22 protein-coding genes, 1 tRNA gene and 1 other RNA gene are annotated in these 23,101 nt (G+C 44.8%); 16 read left to right on the top strand and 8 right to left on the bottom strand.

Annotated elements, in window-relative coordinates; genetic code table 11:
- The first annotated feature begins 7 nt into the window (after window positions 1-7).
- From J5A55_RS09495 to J5A55_RS09485, 3 genes are all read left to right on the top strand, one after another.
- On the top strand, window positions 8-1,069 hold the full coding sequence (locus J5A55_RS09495; protein ID WP_004381639.1) for a BACON domain-containing protein: 1,062 nt from the start codon (window positions 8-10) through the stop codon (window positions 1,067-1,069).
- 1,462 nt (window positions 1,070-2,531) lie between these two features.
- A complete protein-coding gene (locus J5A55_RS09490; RefSeq protein ID WP_004381644.1) occupies window positions 2,532-4,076 on the top strand; it encodes a sulfatase family protein in 1,545 nt (514 codons plus the stop codon).
- Window positions 4,077-4,180: 104 nt separating this feature from the next.
- On the top strand, window positions 4,181-5,080 hold the full coding sequence (locus tag J5A55_RS09485) for an IS982 family transposase (RefSeq protein WP_004382181.1): 900 nt from the start codon (window positions 4,181-4,183) through the stop codon (window positions 5,078-5,080).
- Window positions 5,081-5,467: 387 nt separating this feature from the next.
- Here J5A55_RS09485 and J5A55_RS09480 read toward each other — a convergent pair whose 3' ends face one another.
- Window positions 5,468-6,073 carry a DUF4738 domain-containing protein gene (locus J5A55_RS09480; protein WP_004381647.1) on the bottom strand — a complete coding sequence of 202 codons (606 nt, stop codon included), beginning with the start codon at window positions 6,071-6,073 and terminating at the stop codon, window positions 5,468-5,470.
- Between the two features lie 40 nt (window positions 6,074-6,113).
- Between J5A55_RS09480 and J5A55_RS09475 the strand changes: the two genes are divergently transcribed.
- The 11 genes from J5A55_RS09475 to J5A55_RS09425 all read left to right on the top strand — a co-directional run bounded on the left by J5A55_RS09475 (window position 6,114) and on the right by J5A55_RS09425 (window position 15,243).
- Entirely contained in the window at window positions 6,114-6,320 is a 207-nt protein-coding gene (locus J5A55_RS09475) for a hypothetical protein (protein ID WP_234396034.1), read from the top strand.
- A gap of 445 nt (window positions 6,321-6,765) precedes the next feature.
- Window positions 6,766-7,743 (top strand): 6-phosphofructokinase, encoded by a 978-nt coding sequence (gene pfkA, locus J5A55_RS09470; protein WP_004381649.1) that lies wholly within the window; start codon window positions 6,766-6,768, stop codon window positions 7,741-7,743.
- 87 nt (window positions 7,744-7,830) lie between these two features.
- Window positions 7,831-9,354: a F0F1 ATP synthase subunit beta gene (gene atpD / locus J5A55_RS09465; protein ID WP_004381650.1), complete on the top strand. Its 1,524-nt coding sequence runs from the start codon at window positions 7,831-7,833 to the stop codon at window positions 9,352-9,354.
- Window positions 9,355-9,394: 40 nt separating this feature from the next.
- Window positions 9,395-9,634 (top strand): ATP synthase F1 subunit epsilon, encoded by a 240-nt coding sequence (atpC, locus tag J5A55_RS09460; protein WP_004381651.1) that lies wholly within the window; start codon window positions 9,395-9,397, stop codon window positions 9,632-9,634.
- Window positions 9,635-9,666: 32 nt separating this feature from the next.
- Window positions 9,667-10,077, top strand: coding sequence for a hypothetical protein (locus J5A55_RS09455; RefSeq protein WP_004381652.1), 411 nt, complete (start codon window positions 9,667-9,669; stop codon window positions 10,075-10,077).
- A 3-nt stretch (window positions 10,078-10,080) separates the two neighbouring features.
- Window positions 10,081-11,193 (top strand): F0F1 ATP synthase subunit A, encoded by a 1,113-nt coding sequence (gene atpB / locus J5A55_RS09450; RefSeq protein WP_039850845.1) that lies wholly within the window; start codon window positions 10,081-10,083, stop codon window positions 11,191-11,193.
- Window positions 11,194-11,307: 114 nt separating this feature from the next.
- Window positions 11,308-11,547, top strand: a complete 240-nt coding sequence (atpE, locus tag J5A55_RS09445) for an ATP synthase F0 subunit C (RefSeq protein WP_004352373.1) — start codon at window positions 11,308-11,310, stop codon at window positions 11,545-11,547.
- Between the two features lie 55 nt (window positions 11,548-11,602).
- On the top strand, window positions 11,603-12,115 hold the full coding sequence (gene atpF, locus J5A55_RS09440) for a F0F1 ATP synthase subunit B (protein WP_004381654.1): 513 nt from the start codon (window positions 11,603-11,605) through the stop codon (window positions 12,113-12,115).
- A 6-nt stretch (window positions 12,116-12,121) separates the two neighbouring features.
- Window positions 12,122-12,658 carry a F0F1 ATP synthase subunit delta gene (locus J5A55_RS09435; RefSeq protein ID WP_004381655.1) on the top strand — a complete coding sequence of 179 codons (537 nt, stop codon included), beginning with the start codon at window positions 12,122-12,124 and terminating at the stop codon, window positions 12,656-12,658.
- Between the two features lie 12 nt (window positions 12,659-12,670).
- Window positions 12,671-14,254, top strand: coding sequence for a F0F1 ATP synthase subunit alpha (gene atpA, locus J5A55_RS09430; protein ID WP_004381656.1), 1,584 nt, complete (start codon window positions 12,671-12,673; stop codon window positions 14,252-14,254).
- 11 nt (window positions 14,255-14,265) lie between these two features.
- Window positions 14,266-15,243, top strand: coding sequence for a F0F1 ATP synthase subunit gamma (locus J5A55_RS09425; protein ID WP_004381657.1), 978 nt, complete (start codon window positions 14,266-14,268; stop codon window positions 15,241-15,243).
- Between the two features lie 737 nt (window positions 15,244-15,980).
- Here J5A55_RS09425 and J5A55_RS09420 read toward each other — a convergent pair.
- The 7 genes from J5A55_RS09420 to J5A55_RS09390 all read right to left on the bottom strand — a co-directional run bounded on the left by J5A55_RS09420 (window position 15,981) and on the right by J5A55_RS09390 (window position 22,318).
- The gene (locus tag J5A55_RS09420; protein ID WP_004381659.1) at window positions 15,981-17,021 is read right to left on the bottom strand and encodes an asparaginase; all 1,041 of its coding nucleotides are present in this window, start codon (window positions 17,019-17,021) and stop codon (window positions 15,981-15,983) included.
- Between the two features lie 658 nt (window positions 17,022-17,679).
- The gene (locus J5A55_RS09415) at window positions 17,680-18,342 is read right to left on the bottom strand and encodes a Crp/Fnr family transcriptional regulator (RefSeq protein WP_004381661.1); all 663 of its coding nucleotides are present in this window, start codon (window positions 18,340-18,342) and stop codon (window positions 17,680-17,682) included.
- A 195-nt stretch (window positions 18,343-18,537) separates the two neighbouring features.
- Window positions 18,538-19,548 carry an FAD:protein FMN transferase gene (locus tag J5A55_RS09410; RefSeq protein ID WP_004381662.1) on the bottom strand — a complete coding sequence of 337 codons (1,011 nt, stop codon included), beginning with the start codon at window positions 19,546-19,548 and terminating at the stop codon, window positions 18,538-18,540.
- Between the two features lie 53 nt (window positions 19,549-19,601).
- On the bottom strand, window positions 19,602-20,288 hold the full coding sequence (locus J5A55_RS09405; protein WP_004381663.1) for a DUF6048 family protein: 687 nt from the start codon (window positions 20,286-20,288) through the stop codon (window positions 19,602-19,604).
- The gene (locus J5A55_RS09400) at window positions 20,245-20,760 is read right to left on the bottom strand and encodes a DUF6452 family protein (protein ID WP_004381664.1); all 516 of its coding nucleotides are present in this window, start codon (window positions 20,758-20,760) and stop codon (window positions 20,245-20,247) included. The genes J5A55_RS09405 and J5A55_RS09400 overlap by 44 nt, the downstream gene beginning before the upstream one ends.
- A 44-nt stretch (window positions 20,761-20,804) precedes the next feature.
- A complete protein-coding gene (locus tag J5A55_RS09395; protein ID WP_004381665.1) occupies window positions 20,805-21,755 on the bottom strand; it encodes a glycosyltransferase family 2 protein in 951 nt (316 codons plus the stop codon).
- Window positions 21,756-21,769: 14 nt separating this feature from the next.
- Window positions 21,770-22,318: a DUF4199 domain-containing protein gene (locus tag J5A55_RS09390; protein WP_004381666.1), complete on the bottom strand. Its 549-nt coding sequence runs from the start codon at window positions 22,316-22,318 to the stop codon at window positions 21,770-21,772.
- A 157-nt stretch (window positions 22,319-22,475) separates the two neighbouring features.
- Here J5A55_RS09390 and ffs point away from each other — a divergent pair.
- Window positions 22,476-22,572, top strand: an RNA gene (gene ffs / locus J5A55_RS09385) — signal recognition particle sRNA small type.
- Between the two features lie 3 nt (window positions 22,573-22,575).
- Window positions 22,576-22,649, top strand: a tRNA-Thr gene (locus J5A55_RS09380).
- The last annotated feature ends 452 nt before the right edge of the window (window positions 22,650-23,101 follow it).

Below are 23,101 nucleotides of genomic sequence, written 5' to 3'. Positions count from 1 at the left end.
ACTGATTATGAACAAATATATCTATATCTTCATAGCTGCCGTATCGGTCTTCTTCGGTGCAGCATGCAGTAGTGACAATGATTTACCAGTGTATGCAACGGGGCTGAAGGTGGTGAAAGCAGAGACAGACTTCGGTGTGCTCGGTGAGACCAAAGAGGTGATTATGAGTAAAGAACCCACTCGTGCCTATGCACTTGACGCTTGGCTTACGGTGTCGAAAACGGCAGAGAAGCTATCACTGACGGCTCAACCGAACACGAGCGAACAGTCGCGTAACACGCTATTGGTGGTTAAGAACGAGCAAGGAGACTCTATCACACTGAATATCCAACAGGAGGGTGTGACCTTCGGGTTGCCTACTGGCGAGGATATCTATGCTGGCGATGAGGCTGTTGAACGCTCTTTGATTGCTACTTCTAACGTCCCAGTTGAGTATAGTGGGACGGCTGATTGGATTAAGGTAGGCAATACGAATGGGAAAATCAACGTCAAGGTCGAAGCCAATACGACTGGGCGTCCACGTGTAGGGTGGGTTACAGCCAAGGCAATCGGGCTTGTTGACTCATTGAAAGTGGTACAGGCTTCGCTCAACGATGTGGTTGGCGATTATGTTCAAACGGCTAAAATGCGCCTTCCAAGTCGTGACTTAGCAGAGAAGACATCGTCTGTTCGCATTGAGGCAACGGGTACGAACAAGGCAAACTTCATCGTTGACAATCAATACAAGTGGGAGGTTAGCTTCACACCGGGCAAAGGCTTTGAGATGATGAACGGTAAGATCGTGGGCAAGAAAGAGGTTGTTCCAGGCGTATATGAGTACCTCATCACCGTAATCGTGGCTGACGACTTCAGTAAGGAGCATGAGACTGCCATCAACGGAACGAAGGAGAGCATCCTTCTCACGTTCGATAACAAGGGTAATCTCGTGTTCCGTGAGGCACAGAAGTTAGCTTCCGAACAAACCTTCTCATCCTATGGTTGGAACCGATTTACCGACACGAAGCCCGTTATGGGTGCTTTCCGTGGAATCGGAGAGGTGTACGTTAATCCGAAGCTAACCCGTAGATAAGCGCAACTTTAAACTCTATCATGATATAGAAAAGGGTGTTTCCACCCTGACTCCGCCCTTGCATGTGAATGTAGGGGCGGAGTTTTTGTTATCAAGAAAAGCCTCACCTTTAATTCAAAATTCAAAGTTCACAATTCAAAATTATGATTAGTTCGAGTTGACGAGTGGACGGGTTAACGAGTTGACGAGTGATTAGCTCTGTTGTTGAAAAGCATCAATAAGTTCTTTGCTGGGGCATTTTTAACACAGAATACACGGATAGCACGAAGCCGCAAGGCGACACAGAGTTCCTAAAGGAACATGGGAATCCACAGAAGCTGACGCCCACTTGTAATTCAAAATTATGATTAGGTAGAGTTGACGAGTGGACTGGCTAACAAGTTGACTGGTTATTTGTTCTGTACAATAGAACACCATAATGTAGGGACAGACGCCCTCGTCTGTCCGCTCCAACATTCCACGTTACATTACAAGCAACCTCCCCCATACGGACAGACGAGGGCGTCTGTCCCTACTTTGAAGCAGGCTCTTCAATCAATGAGAGGGACTTACTGCAATTCAAAATGCAAAGTTCATAATTCAAAATTATGATTAGGTAGAGTTGACGAGTGGACTGGTTAACAAGTAGACTGGTTATTTGTTCTGTGCAATAGATTACCACAAAGTAGGGACAGACGCCCTCGTCTGTCCGCTCCAACATTCCACCTTACATAACAAGCAGCTTCCCCTATGCGGACAGACGAGGGCGTCTGTCCCTACTTTGAAGCAGGCTCTTCAATCAATGAGAGGGACTTACTGCAATTCAAAATTCAAAGTTCAAAATTCAAAATTGTGATTAGGTAGAGTTGACGAGTGGACTGGTTAACGAGTAAACAAGTTATTTGTTCTGTGGGAAACAATACTATCTACTCCCCTCTCCATTCGGAGAGGGGTTGGGGGTGAGGCTTCTTAAGTAGGGACAGACGCCCTCGTCTGTCCGCCCATTTACCCCTATGTATCATCCCGTTAGGCAACATCCCCTCCTTTGGAGGGGCTTGGGGAGGCTTTCGCTGGTTGTGTTCTGGCGGACAGACGAGGGCGTCTGTCCCTACAGGTTGACATTATCTTTAATTAAAGAAACGCCTTCTTCAATTTGAAGAGGGCGTTTCCTTGTATCAAGGAGAGGCTTCCTTCACTTCAAGGAAACGCCCTCTTTGTTTGCTAATAGTAGTATCTACTCCCCTCTCCATTCGGAGAGGGGACGGGGGAGAGGCTGTAGATGGAATGGGGGAGAGGCTGTAGTTGGGTTTTGATGAGGCTCCCTTTCCTATTTAACAACAAATCTGCTCATTTCTTTGGAAGACTTCTTAAAAAGTATTACATTTGTGTCGACAAACCTAAATGGGGGTGATTACGGGAGATTAGACTCGCTGACTATGATTCTGACAGCCCTCCTTTAAAACCTAAAAGTAAGTCATTACCTATGCAAACTAAAATCCTATACTGCATAACAGGCACCCTCGCCTTGGGAGCCATCCTACCTGCTCAGGCACAGAAGAAGCCCATGAATATCGTTTATATCATGAGTGACGATCATTCCTATCAAACGATTAGTGCCTACGACAAGCGTTTCATTGATACACCGAACATCAATTGGATTGCTAATCATGGTGTGAAATTCCAAGAGAGCTTCGTTGCAAACTCCCTTAGCGGACCCTCCCGAGCATGTATGTTAACAGGTAAGCACAGTCATGCAAATGGTTTCACAGATAACACAAAGACGTTTGATGGAGGACAGCAAACCTTTCCTAAACTCTTACAGAGTGCAGGGTATCAGACCGCAATGATCGGTAAGTGGCACCTTACATCACTGCCTACTGGCTTCAACTATTGGGACATTCTCATTGGACAAGGCGACTATTACAACCCCGATTTCCTATGTAATGGCAAGCCACTACAGCGTCAGGGATATGTAACGAACATCATTGCTGACCTCGCAATAGACTGGATGGAGAATAAAAGAGACCCCTCCAAACCCTTCTGCTTATTGATGCACAACAAGGCTCCTCACCGTGTTTGGAACCCCGACACATGCGACTTGAACCTCTTTGATGATATACAGTATCCGCTGCCCGAAACGTTCTATGACAACTATGAAGGGCGTTTGGCAGCACAGAAACAGAAGATGAGTATTATCAAAGATATGGACATTGTCTATGATAATAAGATGGCGGATCATGAGCAGGAGATACACTCTGACAAGGAGTTGGAGGCGTGGGGAAGACGAAACTATGAGCGTATGACACCCTCACAAAAGGCTCAATGGGATCGCTATTATGACCCAATTATACAGAAGTTTAAGGCTGATAAGCTCACCGGAAAGGCGTTAGCTGAATGGAAGTACCAGCGTTACATGCATGATTATATGCGTGTGATTCGATCGGTAGATCGCAATGTTGGACGTGTAATTGAGTATCTCCGTGAGAAAAATCTATTGGACAATACGATGATAGTCTACACCTCCGACCAAGGTTTCTACATGGGTGAACATGGTTGGTTTGATAAGAGATTCATGTACGAAGAGTCGTTCCGTACACCACTGCTAATCTATTGTCCGGGAGGGAAACAAGGCGTTGTTAATGAGATGGTACAGAACATTGACTATGCTCCAACATTCTTGGAAGCGGCAGGTGTAAAGGTTCCTTCGGATATTCAAGGGCGTTCGCTCTTGCCTTTGTTACAGGGTAAGAAGCCTGCTAACTGGCGTAAATCGCTGTATTACCATTACTATGAATACCCCGCAGAGCACTCTGTCTGCCGTCATTATGGTATTCGGACGAAACGTTACACACTGATTCATTTCTATAACGATATTGATTCTTGGGAGTTTTATGACCTCAAGAAAGACCCCTCACAACTGCATAACATCTATGGAGAAAAGGGTACAGAGAAGCTCACTGAATCGCTCAAGAAGGAGCTAAAAGAGCTTCAAGTGCAATACAATGACCCCATAAGAAACCAATATTAACGTGAGTTCGATATAAGAAAGTTGTTTTAAAAGTTGTAGGAGTGGAATATTTTTCGTACCTTTATACTTGTAAACCAAAGAGTTACAAACAAATACCCACTCCTATGACTGATACAAATTTAATAGAAATATTCTGTATATTCGACGATTTTTGCAAGTATTTTACTCCTGAGTTGAAAAAACATACGCTTCAAGTACCCGGCAAGCGGCACCGTAACCGTACTTCCCATATGTCGGACAGTGAAATCATGACCATTCTGGTCCTGTTCCACACTCACCGCTTCCGAGACCTCAAGTCCTTCTACTTAGGCTATATCTGCCAGCATATGCGTGGAGACTTCCCACATCGGCTTTCCTACAACCGCTTTGTCGAGCGGCAGGCACAGGTCGCACTGCACCTGCTGCTGTTTTTCCAGACATGTGCACTGGGCAAGTGTTCAGGCATATCCATCATTGATTCCACACCACTGGCTTCCTGCCACATCAAGCGTGAGCGGCAGCACAGAACCATGAGGGGCTGGGCTGCAAAGGGAAAGTGCACGATGGGCTGGTTCTACGGCTTCAAACTCCATCTTGTCATCAATGACAGAGGAGAGATTATCCAGTGGAAGCTAACGCCGGGCAACGTAGATGACAGGGAGCCACTGAAGGATAAACGCTTCACCGAGAGGTTGTTTGGAAAACTCTTTGCAGACAGGGGGTATATCAGTCAGAACCTCTTTGAGATGCTCTTTGTGGACAATATACATTTGGTGACCAAGATAAAGAAGAACATGAAGAACTCCCTGATGAGCCTGTATGATAAGTTGTTGCTCAGAAAGCGTTCTGTGATAGAGACGGTGAACGATGAACTGAAGAATGTGTGCCAGATAGAACACACCAGACATCGCTCTTTTGATAACTTTGCAACAAATCTGATAGCAGGACTCATTGCATACAATCTGTTGCCAAAGAAGCCAGAAATGAACATAGAAATAATTGATAAAAGCAGGATAATTGCATAGAGCTTATATCGAACTCACGTAATATTAGGTAGCGACCTTTGTACTTTTCAAGGACTGTTAACTATCATGAAGAAGCCTTGGCTCGGGAGAGTCAGGGCTTCGCTTTTTGACAGAAGAAGCCTCACCCCCCAACCCCTCTCCGAATGGAACAACCCCACCCAGCCTCCCCGAAGGGGAGGAGTGTCTAACGGGAGTTAGTCAGGAAATAGTTTCTTTAATTCAAAGAGGGCGTTTCCTTGCAATGAAAAGGGCGTCTCTTCGATGTGAAGGAACGCCCTCTTTGTTTGCTAATAGTAGTATTTACTCCCCTCTCCATTCGGAGAGGGGCTGGGGGTGAGGCTCCTTCTCTCCCCTTTGGGGGAGCTGGAGGGGAAGAGCACAGCCTCTTTATACCCCTTCTTCTTCGGAGATCTCCTCTTCAGTCTTAGGCTTTGAGGGAGCATCCTGATCGCTACCAGTGTCTAACTCGGTGGCATTTGAGATACGAACACGGCACGACTTATCAATGACAAAGTCCATTGGAACATACTCATCGCTATTGGGGTCAGGCGAACCAACGCTCACTCCGAAACGCAAGGCATCGCCTTCTACATGGTCAAACATAAACCCTACGAGTGAACCATGCTCTCCGTAGTGGTTGTTGGTGAACTCTTTAAAGTCGTTCTTAGTAAATGTTCTGTCATAGAAAGTGGTGCCATCTGGACGCTTGATGGATAATTGCACCTTATTGTCGTAATACTTTCTTCCGTCTTCATCTACGGCTAATTCGAGGTCTTTGTCAGCATATCGATGAATCGTGATAGTATATGTTCCGCCCATCCATTCGACCTTCTTTTCGTATTTAAAGTCCGATAGGCTCTTCGGTCCGGTTGGTACTTTCGGGCGCGGAGCCATCTTAGTTATGATATCATTCGACTTTCTCTCTTTCTTACAAGCAGCCACACTGCAGAGAGCAAGGGCTATGATAAGAGCAGTAATAAGGTTCTTTGTCATAATAAAGTGTAGTTATACAGTACAAAAGTACATATTTTCTTTGAATTTCGCAAGCGTTGTTATAGATAGAGTGGTTTGTCATCGCCCTATTAACACACAAATAGCTTTGTTGATTGCAAAGGCTTTGGACATTGCTGCCGATCTCTTGCTTCGGTTACAAGCAAGGGATAAAATTATCATGTCTAAGCGTAACCACTCTTATATGGAACGCATGGATAAGATTAGGAAGATTGCTGCAGTGCTTTGATAAGGGCTAAGGATTTGGTGGTGAAAAGCCCAAGTAAGGCAATGTCAGTTTGAAAGTTGCTGTCACTACTGTCATACTTTTAATGGGTGTAATATGCTGTTTATAAGGGAGTTGTCGTAAATGTTAAAAGTGACAGCAACTATAATTAAAACTAAATTACGGTATTAGAGAGTGATAGAGTGCGTGTTTTTATGACTTCCGGAAACCTCTAAATTCAACAAATTGACCATGCTATGGAATGTAAATATACGAGAATAGCTGCGAGTGATAAGTGATGTCTGTTAGAGGAGATACAAAGGGAGCAGAAGTAAGGATGCCGAAGAGTGATTGACGTAAGGTTTAATTTTTCTGAACTAAATCGTAACTTTTTATAGTCAGTGTTGCTTATATCTCATTTATTTATTATCTTTGTGCATGATTTACTAAAAGAATTATAGCGAAAAAGATGGCTAAAATAAAGACAATAGGTATTCTGACTTCAGGAGGCGATGCGCCTGGCATGAATGCTGCTATCCGTGCAGTGACACGTGCAGGCATCTATAATGGTTTTAATATCAAGGCTGTCTATCGTGGATATGACGGTTTGGTAACTGACGATATAAAGCCTTTTACAACAGAGAATGTGAGTGGAATTATCGGGCAAGGCGGTACGATTCTAAAGACTGCACGCTCGAAAGCATTTGCAACAGTGGAAGGCAGAAAGACAGCTTATGACAATCTCGTGGCTGAAGGCATTGATGCTCTTGTTGTAATAGGCGGTAATGGCTCGCTAACGGGTGCTATGAAGTTTGCACAGGAGTATGATTTCTGTTGCATTGGATTGCCGGGAACGATTGATAACGACCTCTATGGAACGGATAGTACCATTGGTTACGATACGACGATGAATACTATCATGGAGTGTGTAGACCGTATTCGCGATACTGCGCAGAGCCATGAACGAATCTTCTTCGTTGAGGTGATGGGGCGTGATGCAGGTTTCTTGGCACAGAACTCGGCTATTGCAAGTGGTGCAGAGGCTGCTATTATTCCAGAAGACTCTACTGATGTTGACCAGTTAGCGCGCTTCATGGAGCGTGGAATACGCAAGTCGAAGAGAAGTTGTATCGTCATCGTGTCAGAAAGCCCGAAGTGTGGTGCGATGTTTTATGCCGATCGTGTGCGTAAAGAGTTCCCTGATTACGATGTGAGAGTGTCCATCCTTGGACACTTGCAACGCGGTGGTCGTCCTTCAGCACGTGACCGTATTCTTGCGAGCTGTACGGGTGTTGGCGCCATCGAAGCGATTATGCAGGGTCAGCGTAACATCATGGTTGGTGTGAGAAACAATGAGGTTGTTTACGTTCCATTGTCTGAAGCCATCCGTTCGGATAAGCCTTTCGATCGCAAACTCATTAAGGTGTTGGACGAACTAAGTATTTAGTCCATCGCTCCGAATGGTCACCTGCAAAGGTGTTACACCTTATTATATATAGAGAGAAGAAATAATAATAAAAAACAAACATATTTTATGTCACAGATTAATGGGCGTATCTCCCAGATCATCGGCCCTGTTATCGATGTATTCTTTGATACTAAGGGAGAGAATCCAGAGCAGGTTTTACCTAAGATTTACGATGCCCTGCGTGTTAAAAGACCCTCTGGGCAGGATTTGATTATCGAGGTGCAGCAGCATATCGGGGAAGATACTGTGCGCTGCGTAGCCATGGATAATACTGAAGGTCTGCAACGCGGACTTGAGGTTGTACCAACTGGCAGTCCTATCGTCATGCCTGCCGGTGAGCAGATTAAGGGTAGAATGATGAACGTGATAGGTCAGCCTATCGATGGTATGGAGGTCTTGAAGATGGAAGGTGCATATCCTATCCACCGTGAAGCACCAAAGTTTGAGGACTTGTCTACCCACAAAGAGATGCTTCAGACAGGTATTAAGGTCATCGACCTACTTGAGCCTTATATGAAAGGTGGTAAGATTGGTCTCTTTGGTGGTGCTGGTGTAGGAAAGACAGTGCTTATCATGGAACTGATTAATAACATCGCTAAGGGTCATAACGGATACTCTGTTTTTGCTGGTGTAGGCGAGCGTACTCGTGAAGGAAACGACTTGATTCGTGATATGTTGGAGTCTGGTGTTATCCGATATGGCGATAAGTTCCGCAAAGCAATGGAGGAAGGCAAGTGGGATTTGTCGTTAGTTGACCCCGAAGAGTTGCAGAAATCACAGGCAACACTTGTCTATGGGCAGATGAATGAGCCTCCTGGGGCACGTGCATCAGTGGCACTCTCTGGTTTGACAGTTGCTGAGGAGTTCCGCGATCATGGTGGTAAGAATGGCGAAGCAGCCGATATCATGTTCTTTATTGATAATATCTTCCGTTTCACGCAGGCTGGTTCTGAGGTGTCAGCATTGCTGGGTCGTATGCCATCAGCCGTGGGTTATCAACCTACATTGGCGAGTGAGATGGGCGCAATGCAGGAGCGTATCACCTCAACCAAACGCGGTTCTATTACTTCTGTACAGGCAGTTTATGTACCAGCAGATGACTTAACCGACCCTGCTCCAGCTACGACTTTCACCCACTTGGATGCTACGACAGAGTTAAGTCGTAAGATTACGGAGTTGGGTATATACCCTGCTGTAGATCCATTGGGCAGTACATCTCGTATTCTTGACCCATTAATCGTGGGAAAAGAGCATTATGAGTGTGCACAGAGAGTAAAGCAATTACTACAGAAGTACAATGAGTTGCAGGATATCATTGCTATTCTTGGTATGGATGAGTTGTCAGATGACGATAAGTTAGTCGTTAATCGTGCTCGTCGTGTACAGCGTTTCCTCTCTCAACCATTTACTGTTGCCGAGCAGTTCACGGGTATTAAGGGTGTAATGGTTCCTATCGAAGAAACCATCAAGGGTTTCAATGCTATCTTGAATGGTGAAGTTGATGACCTTCCAGAGCAGGCTTTCTTGAACGTTGGTACGATAGAAGATGCCAAGGAGAAGGCTAAACAACTCCTTGCAGCTACGAAGTAATGGTCTTCCATACCGAAATAGAATAATAATAGGATTGTCTATGCTGACACTTAAAATAGTATCTCCTGAAAGGATTGTCTATACTGGTGAAGTTGATAGTGTGCTCGTTCCGGGTACAGTGGGGCAGTTTGAGATACTCAACGACCATGCCCCTATCATCTCAACGTTGGTAGAAGGTAAGGTTGTCTATAGTACGAAGGGCACGAAGAACGAGCTTCAGATCGTTGGCGGTTTCGTCGAGGTGAAGAAGAATGAGGTGAGTCTTTGTGTGGAGATATAAAGATAGTACTCTCTTAGAGACGAGGTTTTTGAATGATGGATTATAATAAGGTGTATAAGAGGTATCACAAGATGAACCTTTGGATTATCTTTGGGTTGTACCTTGTGGGTATATTGATTGCGCAAGTGACTACGCACTCCTCTTACCTTAACATGCTAACGATTAGTGCGTTATTCTCCCTCATCACAGCCTCAATCTATGGAGGAGCTTGGAAAGCGATAGCGGCTAAGTCGCCAGCTGTTTTGGGTAAGTTTTATCTTGCTGGTTCGGCTTTCCGTATGCTATTAGCCTTCCTTACGATTCTGGTTTATGCCTTGATTGTAAAGGAAAGAGTTATGATTCTGAGCTTTGCGGTCATCTTTATGATTTTCTATCTGGTGCTATTAGCATTCGATACCATCTATTTTTCTAAAGTAGAAAAGAACAATAAAACTAATAATTGACGAATGAAATATCTCAAGCATTTGCTTTGCATGGCTGTAATGCTATTTCTTCTCTTACCTGGTGCGGCTGCATCAGAGAGTAAGGGAGACGGTGTTGACTTGCAAGGCATATTGTGGGGACACATCAAAGACTCCTATGAATGGCATGTTACCAATATAGGAGATAAGCCCGTCATCATCAATCTTCCAGTTATCGTGAAGACATCGGATGGCTGGTACACGGGTTGGGCAGAAGACTTTGAAGAAGAACCTTTAGAGCATGGTCCACACGCTGGTTATCGTCCTTGTAAGAACAACCCGAACTTGTTTATAGCGACAAAGGGAAATTATGAACGGCGTATTGTTGAATTGAAACCAGATGGAACAGAGGTACGTCCATTCGATATTTCGATTACAAAGTCGGTGTGTGTACTCTTTATTGATGCTATCCTTTTGTTACTTTGTATATTGATACCAGCACGCTGGTGTCGCCGTCACAAGGTTACAGATAAGGCTCCGAAGGGATTCACTGGATTGATGCACATGTTCGTGATGTATGTCTATGATGAGGTGATAAAACCAACATTAGGTAAGGAGGCAGATAAATATGCACCTTACTTATTGACCTGTTTCTTCTTCATCTTTGTGGCTAACATCATGGGTATCGTACCATTCCCACCGGGTGGAGGAAACCTCACGGGTAATATTACAATTACCTTCTTTTTGGCTATCTGCACCTTCTTAGTAACCAACTTCTCGGGTACGAAGCATTATTGGAAGGATATCTTTTGGCCAGACGTACCCGCATGGTTGAAGGTACCAGTACCTTTGATGCCAGTGATTGAGATTTTTGGTATCTTCACGAAACCCTTTGCATTGATGGTGCGTCTCTTTGCTAATATGATGGCAGGACATGCTATTGCATTGGCTTTGACCTGTATTATCTTCATCATGGCGACTATGGGTATTGTACTTAGTTCTTCCATGACCATTGTGAGTGTGGGAATGAGTATCTTTATGATGCTTTTAGAGATTCTTGTTAGCTTCATTCAAGCATTGGTATTCACGATGTTGAGTGCTGTATTTATCTCTTTGGCACGTGTTCATGAGCCTGCAGAAGAGAAGGTGAAAGCTTAGGGAATAAGGATAGAATAGAGAGATAATCCTTTAAAATACAGGTGATACTTTCCTAATCTATCATAAGTAACGAAATAAATAATAAGAAATAATTAATATTAAAAGTAAAAAACTATGTTGACATCATTGTTATTAGCAGCAGAGACTGCAAAGTTAGGCGCCGCAATCGGTGCAGGTATCGCAGCTGTAGGCGCAGGTCTTGGTATTGGTCGTATCGGTGGTCAGGCTATGGATGCTATGGCTCGTCAGCCAGAGAAGATCGGTGACCTTCGTTCCTCAATGATTATTGCTGCAGCATTGGTAGAGGGTGTTGCCTTCTTCGCAGCGATCATCGCTCTTCTTTGTGTATTCTAAACTACACAAGAGGAGTTAGTTAATAAGAGTAATAAGAAAAGTAATTTAGCAGCTTATGTCATTATTATTGCCAGATGGTGGTTTGCTCTTTTGGATGACAATTGTCTTTCTGGTGGTCTTCTTCATCCTATGGCGATGGGGCTTCCCATCGATTATTAAGATGGTGAATGAGCGCAAGAACTATATAGATGAGAGTTTAGCAAAGGCAGAGGAAGCTAACTTGAGGCTTGCTAATATTCAGAAACAAGGTGAGGAGCTGCTTATGGAAGCACGCGAGAAGCAGGCGCAGATACTTCGTGAAGCGTCTCAAACGCGTGACTCTATAGTTGAACAGGCTCAGGAAAAGGCGCACGAAGAGAGTGCTCGAATCCTATCAGAAGCCAAGGCAGAGATAGAGAGTCAGAAGCAAGCGGCTATACGTGATATCCGTTCACAGGTAGCTGAGTTGTCTGTACAAATTGCTGAGAAGATTCTTCGCAAACAGTTGACAACATCTGCAGAACAGGCTCAACTCATCGATAGCTTATTGGATGAAGTTGCTTCTTCTAATGGTACAGAAAGTAAATAAACGCTTATGAATACAGGTGTAATATCGGTTCGCTATGCTCGTGCGTTATTCAAGGCTGCTTGTGAACAAGGGCTTGAAGACAAGGTATATGCAATTATGCAGACCCTTGCTCAGGCTTATTTGCAAGTAAAGGATTTACGTGTGACTATCGAAAGTCCGATGCTTCCTAAGGATAAGAAGCGCAGGCTATTGGAAGTAGCCTGTGGTGACAAATGTCCCGAGTTGGTTAGTAACTTCTTTTCCCTTGTACTGAAGGAGGATAGAGAAGACCTGTTACAGTTAATGGCAAACGATTATGTCTCTCTGTATAGAAAGCAGAAACATATCATTCAGGGCAAGGTTATCACCGCTTCACCCGTCTCTGAAGAAACAGAGAATAAGATGAAAGCATTGGTGGAAGCCCGTAGTCAGGGTATTGTCGAGTTCAACACCGAAGTCGATCCATCGCTCATTGGGGGATTCATACTCGAGTATGATACTTACAGGATGGATGCGAGTGTGAAGAACAAACTGAATGCTATCCTCACACAATTAACAAAGTAATAAATTAATAACATGTCAGATAAAATTAAACCAAGTGAGGTGTCTGAGATCCTTGTAAAGGAATTGCAAGGCATTAACTCAGAGGAGAAGTTTGATGAAGTCGGCACTGTGTTAACCGTTGGTGATGGTGTAGCACGTGTGTATGGTCTTCGTAATGCTGAAGCCAATGAGTTGCTTGAATTTGAGAATGGCACTATGGCTATTGTCATGAACTTGGAGGAAGACAATGTCGGATGTATTCTTCTTGGTCCAACAACGGGTATCAAGGAGGGACAAAGCGTTAAGCGTACACATCGTATCGCCTCAATCCGTGTGAATGACAACTTCTTGGGACGTGTGGTAAACCCTCTTGGAGAAGCGATTGATGGTAAGGGTGATATCGACCTAACCGACTCTTTCGAAATGCCATTGGACCGTAAAGCTCCTGGTGTGATCTATCGTCAACCAGTGAAGGAACCGCTCCAAACAGGTTTGAAGGCTGTCGACTCAATGATTCCTATTGGTCGTGGTCAGCGTGAGCTTATCATTGGTGACCGTCAGACAGGTAAGACTGCGATTGCTGTTGATACCATCCTCAACCAGAAGAGTTTCTATGAACAAGGCAAACCTGTATATTGTATCTATGTTGCCATAGGGCAGAAAGCATCTACAGTAGCTACTTTGGTGCAGAATCTAAAGGAACGTGGTGCATTACCATATACGATTGTCGTGAGTGCAACAGCGGCTGATCCTGCAGCTATGCAGTATTATGCTCCGTTCGCAGGTGCCGCTATTGGTGAATACTTCAGAGACCGTGGTTACTCTGCTCTTGTCGTTTATGACGACTTGTCAAAACAAGCTGTTGCCTATCGTGAGGTATCTTTGATCCTTCGTCGTCCATCTGGTCGTGAGGCTTACCCAGGCGATGTGTTCTATCTTCACTCACGTCTGTTGGAACGTGCAGCACGTATCAATGACCAGCAAGAGATTGCTGAGCAGATGAACGATCTACCTGAGTGTATGAAGGGACATGTCAAGGGTGGTGGTTCGTTAACAGCCTTACCTATCATCGAGACTCAGGCAGGAGACGTGTCAGCTTACATTCCAACTAACGTGATTTCCATTACTGACGGACAGATATACCTCGAGTCAAACCTCTTCAATCAGGGCTTCCGTCCAGCCATCAATGTCGGTATTTCAGTATCTCGTGTAGGTGGATCTGCACAGGTAAAGAGTATGAAGAAGGTGGCAGGAACACTGAAGATTGATATGGCACAGTATCGTGAGCTTGAGGCATTCTCTAAGTTCTCTTCTGATATGGATCAGGTGACAGCAATGACACTCGACCGTGGTCGTAAGAATAACCAGCTTTTGATACAACCTCAGTACAGCCCAATGCCAGTAGGAGAGCAGATTGCCATCCTTTATTGCGGTGTACATGGTTTGATGCGCGATGTACCAGTTGATCAGGTTCGTCATTGTCAGGATCAATTCCTCGACAGCATGCGTTCATCTTACGCCGACGTCATCAGTTCCCTTGCTGCAGGTCAGTTAGAGGATTCTTCTATAAAGGTAATAGAAGAAGTGATGGGCAATATTGCCGGACAATATAAATAAGACAATACATAATGGCATCGTTAAAGGAAATAAAGACTCGTATAGCCAGTGTCCAAAGCACGCGTAAGATTACGAGTGCAATGAAGATGGTAGCATCGAGTAAGTTGCATCATGCACAGAATGCAATCGAGAACATGCTCCCTTACGAAGCGATGCTCGAGCATATTCTCAAGGCTTTCCTTGTCTCTACACCGAATACCGAGACTCCTTTTGATGTACAGAGACCGGTCAAGCGTGTAGCCTTGCTTGTGTTCTCCTCCAATAGCTCGCTCTGTGGTGGATTTAATGCGAATGTCATCAAGCTCATGCAGCATACGATAGATGAATATCATGCGCAGGGGTTGACAAAGGATGATATTGTGATCTATCCTGTTGGTCGAAAGGTGGCTGAGACAGCGAATAAACGTGGTTACACATGCGTCTATCCTTATCCAAACCTTGCTGATAAGCCTAACTCGGAAGAGTGTCGTAACATTGCTAAAGAGCTGGGACAGAAGTGGTTGAAAGGCGAGTTTGATAGGGTAGAGATGATTTATCACCACTTTAAGAGTGCTGGTAGTCAGATTCTCCAGCGCAAACCTTTCCTACCAATAGACCTTAGCGAAGAGCTGAGTCGTGATACTGAACGTGACCTATCATCGGATATCTCAACCAAAGCAGCACAAGACTATTTGAAGAAGAAAGGGCAGGTTAAAACACAGAAGACGAATAATGAGGTCGTTACTCCATTGAATGATGACTTCATCGTTGAGCCTGATTTACCTACAGTATTGCAGGCTTTAGTGCCAAAGCTGCTCCATCTTATGGTGTACACAGCACTTCTTGACAGCAATGCCTCCGAACATGCAGCCCGCATGGTGGCTATGCAAACGGCAACAGATAATGCCGATGAGTTGCTTCGTTCACTCAACTTGCAATATAACAAGTCGCGTCAAGCAGCCATCACATCCGAGTTGTTGGATATTGTTGGAGGTACGGTGAATAATTAATATGCTTGTTGCGTTGTCGTCGTAACGGCACATAACGTTATAGAAAAGGTACAGATCATAAAGAGTCTGTACCTTTTTTAATTCAAAATTCACAATTCATAATTCAAATTGGGGATTGTGTAGAGTTAACAAGGAAACGAGTTAACGAGTAGACGAGTTGTTTGTTCTGTTGGAGAATAGCTTCACAAAGTAGGGACAGACGCCCTCGTCTGTCCGTCCCGAGTCCCTCTTTTTTGTTCGGAACATTGCTGAGTTTGCGGACAGATGAGGGCGTCTGTCCCTACATTGAAGGGGTCATTTCGATCAAGATGGACACTTCTTTTAATTCAAAAATTCACAATTCATAATTCACAAGTATGATTAGTAAGGACAGATGCCTCCACCCATATACCTGTTCATAAATCTCTTTGACAGGATGGTATAAGGACATATTGCCGTAACGACATGTTCCTTCTATTCTAATGGGCTATTTGTGTGGACGGGCGAGAACTTCTTTCCCAACAAACCCACTATCTTTTCCAACAGAACTAATAACTTGTTTACTCGTCGACTCGTTTCCTTGTTAACTCTACCTAATCATGATTTCGGATTAAATGACATACTCCTTCTGTCTCAAAACACCTGTTTAAGTTTTTTATTATAGTTGCTGTCACTTTTAACATTTGAGCTAACTATTTAATTGCCAGAGGCTTGTAAACATAAGAACCGTGACAGAAGTGACAGCAAAAATAAAACTTCTATTCAATGATACTAATCTCACCAGCAATCGAACGGTTCATGTAATAACGCACCATATCAGCGTCATCATATCGTGCTTGAAGGTACATCAACTTCGTTACAGCAGCCTCGACCGTACTGTCATAACCACTGATAACACCTGCATCCTTGAGTTGGTAACCCGTATCATAGCGGCTCATCTCAACGCGTCCACTGATACATTGACTGATGTTCACGACGATAACTCCACGTTCTGACGCCTGTTTCAATAATTTCATCAGCCAAGGACGTTGTGGAGCATTGCCACTTCCGTAAGAACGCATTACGATACTGCGTAATTCTGGGGCATCGAGAAGATGGTGCATGAGCCCTTCCTCCATTCCAGGAAAGAGGGAGAAGATAATCACATTATTATCCAGCTCGGTGTGTGTGATCAATGGTTTTGAATAGTCAGGAGTAAGTATTCGGTGTTCATCAAAGGTGAAGTTGACCCCAGCCTCACATAAATGCGGATAATTAAAAGAGTCGAAAGCATTGAACTCATCGGCATTCTGCTTCGTAGAACGGTTGCCTCTCAACAAGTGCCCACTGAAGTAAATGCACACTTCAGGTACCATAGCCGTTCCATCCTTATGATGTGCTGATGCCAACTCTATACTCGTCATGAGGTTCTCTTTGCCGTCTGTACGCAACTGACCAATAGGTAGTTGAGACCCCGTAAGGATAATTGGTTTCGTCAGATTTTCGAACATGAACGATAGAGCCGATGCTGTATAAGCCATCGTATCTGTGCCGTGGAGAATCACAAAACCATCATAGTCATCATAGCATTCGGATACGATCTGCACAAGTTGCGCCCAACGACAAGGGGTCATATCAGACGAGTCGATGGGTGGATCGAACTGATAGGTATCTACCTCCGTAGGTACTAATTTGAACTCTGGAACATTATCAACAAGATGACTGAAGTCCAATGGTTCTAATGCACCCGTACGTTTGTTATGCCCCATACCGATGGTTCCACCAGTGTAAATGAGTAACACTTTATTCGTTCTCTTCATCGCACATTTATTTGTTATTATTTACCAACTGAATTGAATGAACATATTGAAAGCATTTCTCCATATTATTATTCATATCCAACTCAGGTGAGGATTGTAACGTGGGAAAGGTCTTGCTTTTGCTTTCAGATTGTCATTCAAGACTCTACACTGCAAAGATAAGAAAAACATTTAAGTATTACCTCGCTTGGACATAATTATATTTATAAAATGAGACAAAGTTTTTCCGAAGCGTTGAAAAAGCGTTTATGGGACGGATGAAACATGGTTCTTTAATTCAAAATTCATAATTCGAAATTATGATTAGGTAGAGTTGACGAGTTGCTTGTTCTGTGGGAAACAATACTATCTACTCCCCTCTCCATTGGGAGAGGGGGCGGGGGTGAGGCTTCACAGTAGGGACAGACGCCCTCGTCTGTCCGCCAAAACACAAGCAATAGATGTCTTCTTACCCCCCTCGAAGAAGGGAATGTTGCCTGACGGGAAGCCATGAAGGAATGGAAAGGCGGACAGACGGGGGCGTCTGTCCCTACTTTGTGGCATCCTTTTGGATAGGAAGAAACTCCTTCTCCACCTGTTCCAACTAACTTCCGTTAGGCACTCCTCCCCTTGGGGGAGGTTGGGTGGGGTATTCAAGGGAAGCAGAATGGGGTTATCCCTACCGCAACAACTCCAATTGTGGGACGATGATAACACCACGACTGATGGTTATCAGACCTTCTGCCTGTAACCGGTTGAGCATACGGGAGACGTTCAGACGACTTTGATGAAGCTCATGCCCGAGTGTTTCCATCTTTATTTTGAGCACTTTCTTACCGGCTTGCGTGATACAACGGAGGCGTAAGAAAGCAAAGAACTGTTGGCGAATTTCACTCGGATTCTGCCTCCATGGAATGCGACCCTGCCGTTGCGCTTGCATGGAAAGGATGTTGAGAAAATTCAAACGGAAGATGAGGTAGGAATCAAGGAGGCGGAGAATCTCCTCCTTACTGAGTGCCAGTAAGCTGCAATCGGTCTTTGCAGAGAATGTACGGGAGTATCTTGACATGAGTCCGAAGAGGTGTTCTGGTTGTATGACAGCTGGTGCTGATAACTCTTCGATGATACTGTATCGATGGTTATCAGCATGACTCTCCACACTCAGTGAGCCTGCCATGAGAAAGAAGAGTTGTGTGCATCGGTCGCCTTCTGCCGCCAGTAGCTGCCCTGCCGACAGTTTATAGAATCCAAACTTGGTGTGTCCAACAATCTCGGAAAGCTCATCTGTGCCTATTCCGAGGAAGAGTGGGAAGCGGAGAAGGTCGTTGTGAAGTTGTAACATAACAATTAAATAAACCCAAACAAGTCCCGATCAAGCCCCAACCTTGCCCCTCTCAAGCCTCACCCCCGCCCCCTCTCCGAATGGAGAGGGGAGTGAATAGGTAGAAAGGGTATGGTTTTCTTTGATATATCCTAACCTCATTTACAGTACTATCTACTCCCCTCTCCATTCGGAGAGGGGGCGGGGGTGAGGCTTTTATTGGGCGGGGGTGAGACCTTTACTATACCAAACTCTTAGCTTCCCCCTGCTATCTGAATAAATAAAATACGCCATCAACTCGGGGTGACGATCGAGTAACTGCTTGGCTTTCTCTATGCCCATCACCATGAAGGAGGTGGCGTATGCATCCGCAGTGGCGCAGTTCTTGGCAAGAACAGTAGCCGAAAGGAGGGAGTGTTGGACGGGGTATCCTGTCTTAGGGTTGATGGTGTGCGCATATTTCTTACCTCCTTTATAATAGAAGTTACGATAGTTTCCACTCGTCGCCATAGCTCGGTCGGTCACATTCAGCACCGCCTCGTAATCTTGATTGACGTTCACACTGTCGTCCGTAGGCTTTGTCACACCAATACGCCAGGGCAATCTCTTTTCGCTGTTGCCCTTGGTTACGATCTCACCACCTATCTCTATCATGAAATTCGTTACTCCCTTGCTTTGCAGCAAACGTGCTACGCAATCGGAACCATAGCCCTTTGCAATCGCAGAACAGTCTAACATAACGCGCGGATCTTGCTTGCGAATGGTGTTACCAACCAGTTTCACCTTATTAAAACCAACGATTTGTCGCAAGCTATCAATCTTCTCTTTCGATGGATGAACACCCGTTTTGAAGCCGAAGCCCCACAGGTTTACCATTGGTGCTACCGTGATGTCGAACGCACCATTGGTCTCTTTCGATACCTGTTGAGCGAGTGTAAACACCTCATCAAACATCTCATTCACCTTGACGGGTTTGTTCTGATTGATCAACGAAATGACCGATGATGGCTCAAAAGTTGAGAAGGTCTGGTTGACACGTTTAAGTTCTGCATCAATCTCGGGCTGCAGGTCTTCGTCACTCTGGTACGTGATGTGATAGACAGTACCGAAGATAAAGCCCGTATTATGCTGATACGGCATATCGTGCTGACACCTCACAATGGCGATAGAACCAATGAGCAGCACCAAAAGAAAGGGTATTTGCCAATAGAGTTTCTTATTCTTCATTATCGTAATCTGGTCATTTTAGTGATGGAAAAGGATGTTTGTTAGATGAGTGGTTATAGTTCGAGAAGAACGTTAAATGTGGCTCCAAGCGTTGAGGAACCGCCCCTTCCGTATCCCGGCACATACCAAGGTTCGCCCAAGTCATTGCTTTTCTGATGCGCACGAATCTTGTATCTCACGCTCCAACCCATACGTATTGGTCCCCAGATTTTGGCATCTACGCCGAAAGAAGCCTCTAACCAAAGCAGGTGCGAACGCACGTCAGTACCGCCAAAGGGCACTAATCCGCCCCAAATGGGGTCTTTCACGGCAGGCGCGTTGACGTCATATTTGAAGCTGGTATAGCCCACCCTGCCGCCAACCAAGACGCGATAGACATCGTGCTTGTCTTTGAGTACATTGAAGTCCATACCCACACGACCGTATGGGGCACGTGTTTTATACTGTGTTGAGGTCTCATCAGCGGTCTTATCAGCGTGTCCCACACCGAGTTCCAGCACTGGATAATACTTGTCGCGGATGTTCACTCGCAATAAGGCTTCGTATTGTCCGTAGGCAGAAAGAGCCTTCATAGCGGGCCCGACGATGTCTACTCCAACTGCAACGCCCCTGAAGAACGATACAGTATCAGCCTGTACGGGTTGTGCCTTACGCTTCTGTTGTGCCCGGAGAGCCGTTGGCTGCAACAGAAGAAGACTAAGGGCGAGTAATACGAATGTGCATATTCTCTTTCGTTCCATCGTAGTCTACGTTGGGATTGTTGATACTTATCTGACTAATTCCGCGTCCCGTTGTACTCACGGCAGTGAGTTTATGGAAGAAAGCGGGCGCACAATCAACACTTTCAAAGTGGCTCACATTGGTCTTACTAATCGTTATCGTGTCAACGACAGAACGCCCAGCTGCATTGGTGAGGACGAACCGCAGGCGGTCTTGCGCACCTCCGTAGCTCATCGGCAGACTGAATTTTGTGGTCTTAATAAGGCGGTTGACGAGTACAGTGTCGGGCTTGCTGCCACGGATGGCACTGATAGTCAGAGTATCACGAAGGCTGTCGCCCTGTATGACATAATTAGCCATTACAGGATTGTGAACGCCACAGTCAAGGTCAGAGCAGCCTGTCAAAGCAAGGAGTGAACCTATGGTAAAACAGCTGAAAACGCCTAAGACATATTTTATCAGCCCTCTTCGGCTTATCGTCTTACGCCTCATATCATTCGTTATTAGTCATTATTTACACTTTATAAGTTACTTATTTACAGTTCTTTCTCTATCTGGTAATCATTGCGTCGAGGGTTACTCCGACTGATCAAATCGCCTATGAAGCCTGCAAGAAAGAGTTGTGTACCCAAGAGAATAGCAGTCAGAGCGATATAAAAAGAGGCATGATTCGACAAGAGATCACCATATTCTCCATTGTACAACATTATCATCTTCTCGACGAATAAGGTAATAAGAGCGATGAAACCAATGAAGAATACGAATGAACCAAGCAGTCCGAAGACGTGCATAGGCTTCTTTCCAAAGTTAGTCAAGAACCATAAGGTGAGTAGGTCGAGATAGCCATTAAAGAAGCGATTAATGCCGAATTTCGACTTACCATACTTGCGCGCCTGATGGTGAACCACCTTCTCTCCGATACGAGCGAAGCCTGCTTCCTTGGCAAGATAAGGTATATAGCGATGCATCTCACCATAGACTTCGATGTTCTTCACCACATCCCGGCGGTAAGCCTTCAGTCCACAATTAAAGTCATGGAGGTTATGTACACCACTGATCTTACGTGCCGTGGCATTGAAAAGCTTAGTAGGCAAGGTCTTAGATAATGGGTCGTAACGCTTCTGCTTATAGCCACTTACGAGGTCAAACTTATCCTCCGTGATCATTTGGTAAAGCCCTGGTATCTCGTCAGGAGAGTCTTGCAGGTCTGCATCCATTGTAATGACAACATCGCCTTTAGCCGCTTTGAAGCCACAATAAAGGGCTGGACTCTTACCATAGTTACGGCGGAATTTAATGCCGTGAACGTGCTCGTCCTTGTGATGAAGCTCCTCGATGATTCCCCAACTATTGTCGGTTGAACCGTCATTAACAAATATTATTTCATAAGAAAAGCCGTTGGTATTCATCACGCGTTGTATCCATGCGTGCAATTCAGGCAGACTCTCTTCCTCATTGAATAGAGGAACTATAACGGAAATATCCATTGCGTATGTTCAAATTAATATTGTTTTGAATTAGAGGTGCGTACTTGCTTCATCATTAACGCAGCAATGATTAATGAGAAAACAACGCCCGATAACACTGCTGTTATAAAGCTATTTGCAGCCAAGACAGTCGGTTCCGTCATCATTGAAAGGAGCCGAATTACATCGTTGTAAGATACGTTCAACTGACTGTACATCTGCTTTGCTTCGGGCGTGGAATAGATAGTTGTGAAGACAGCTAACAGTCTCCCGTTGTCAACATAGTTCATATACAACCATTGAAGAAGGCTGAAGATCAACGCTGCATTGAAGTAAACTCGAAGGCAATAAAACAACCCACGCCTAAAAGAAATTACCCCATTGCGACCTTCCTCACGGAACTTTTTAAAGCGATAAGCCACGAAGAAAGGTGTAGAAAAGAGCAATATCGTATAGACCTGACCTAAGAAAGGAACGTAAGTTGTATATAACAAACAAGCAAAACTGGCAACCCAAAGGATTGCAAGATAGAACCCGTCGTATCGAGAATACGCCGATAACTGTTTGATCTCATCGTGTGTCATACTGCAAAATTACGGATTATTTATTATATAAAGGTGCGTCTTTATCAAAATTAAGATTATTTGTTAAAATGCGAAAAAGGCGTCCTTTCTTTTCGTAGTTATAAATTAATTGTGTACCTTTGCACCGCTTTCTCCAAGTAGGGAGAGCGTTTCATACGGACAAGTCTCCTACGACCAGCTCCCTTCAAATCCCCCAGGTTGGGAACAAAGCAAGGGTAGAAGGTTGTAGCGGTGCGATAGGAATCGCTTGTCCACCTGCCTCTTTAGCTCAGTTGGCCAGAGCACGTGATTTGTAATCTCGGGGTCGTTGGTTCGAATCCGACAAGAGGCTCGAATAGATAAAATGGCTAAGAACAATAGAGAAGGTATGTCGTGAGACATACCTTCTTTTGTTTTTAGCAATGCTGATGGGGGTTGGTATGACCCCACCCAGCCTCCCCCAAGGGGAGGAGTGCCTAACGGGAGACTGTTAGACAAAGCCTCTCCCCCGGCCCCTCTCCGAATGGAGAGGGGAGTAGATACTACTATTAACAAACAAAGAGGGCGTTTCTTCGATGTGAAGAGACGCCCTTTTCATTGCAAGGAAACGCCCTCTTCGTATCAACGGAACGCCTTCTTTGTTTTGAAAGGGGCGTTCCTTTAATTAAAGATAATGCCACACAGTAGGGACAGACGCCCTCGTCTGTCCGCCCATCTACCCTTTCATGACATCCCGTTAAGTAACATCCCCTTCTTTGGAGGGGCTTGGGAAGGCTTTTCTTAGCTGTGTTTTGACGGACAGAC

The organism is Prevotella veroralis, from assembly GCF_018127765.1.
Lineage (GTDB): Bacteria > Bacteroidota > Bacteroidia > Bacteroidales > Bacteroidaceae > Prevotella > Prevotella veroralis.
This window is presented reverse-complemented; position numbering and strand designations above follow the sequence as displayed.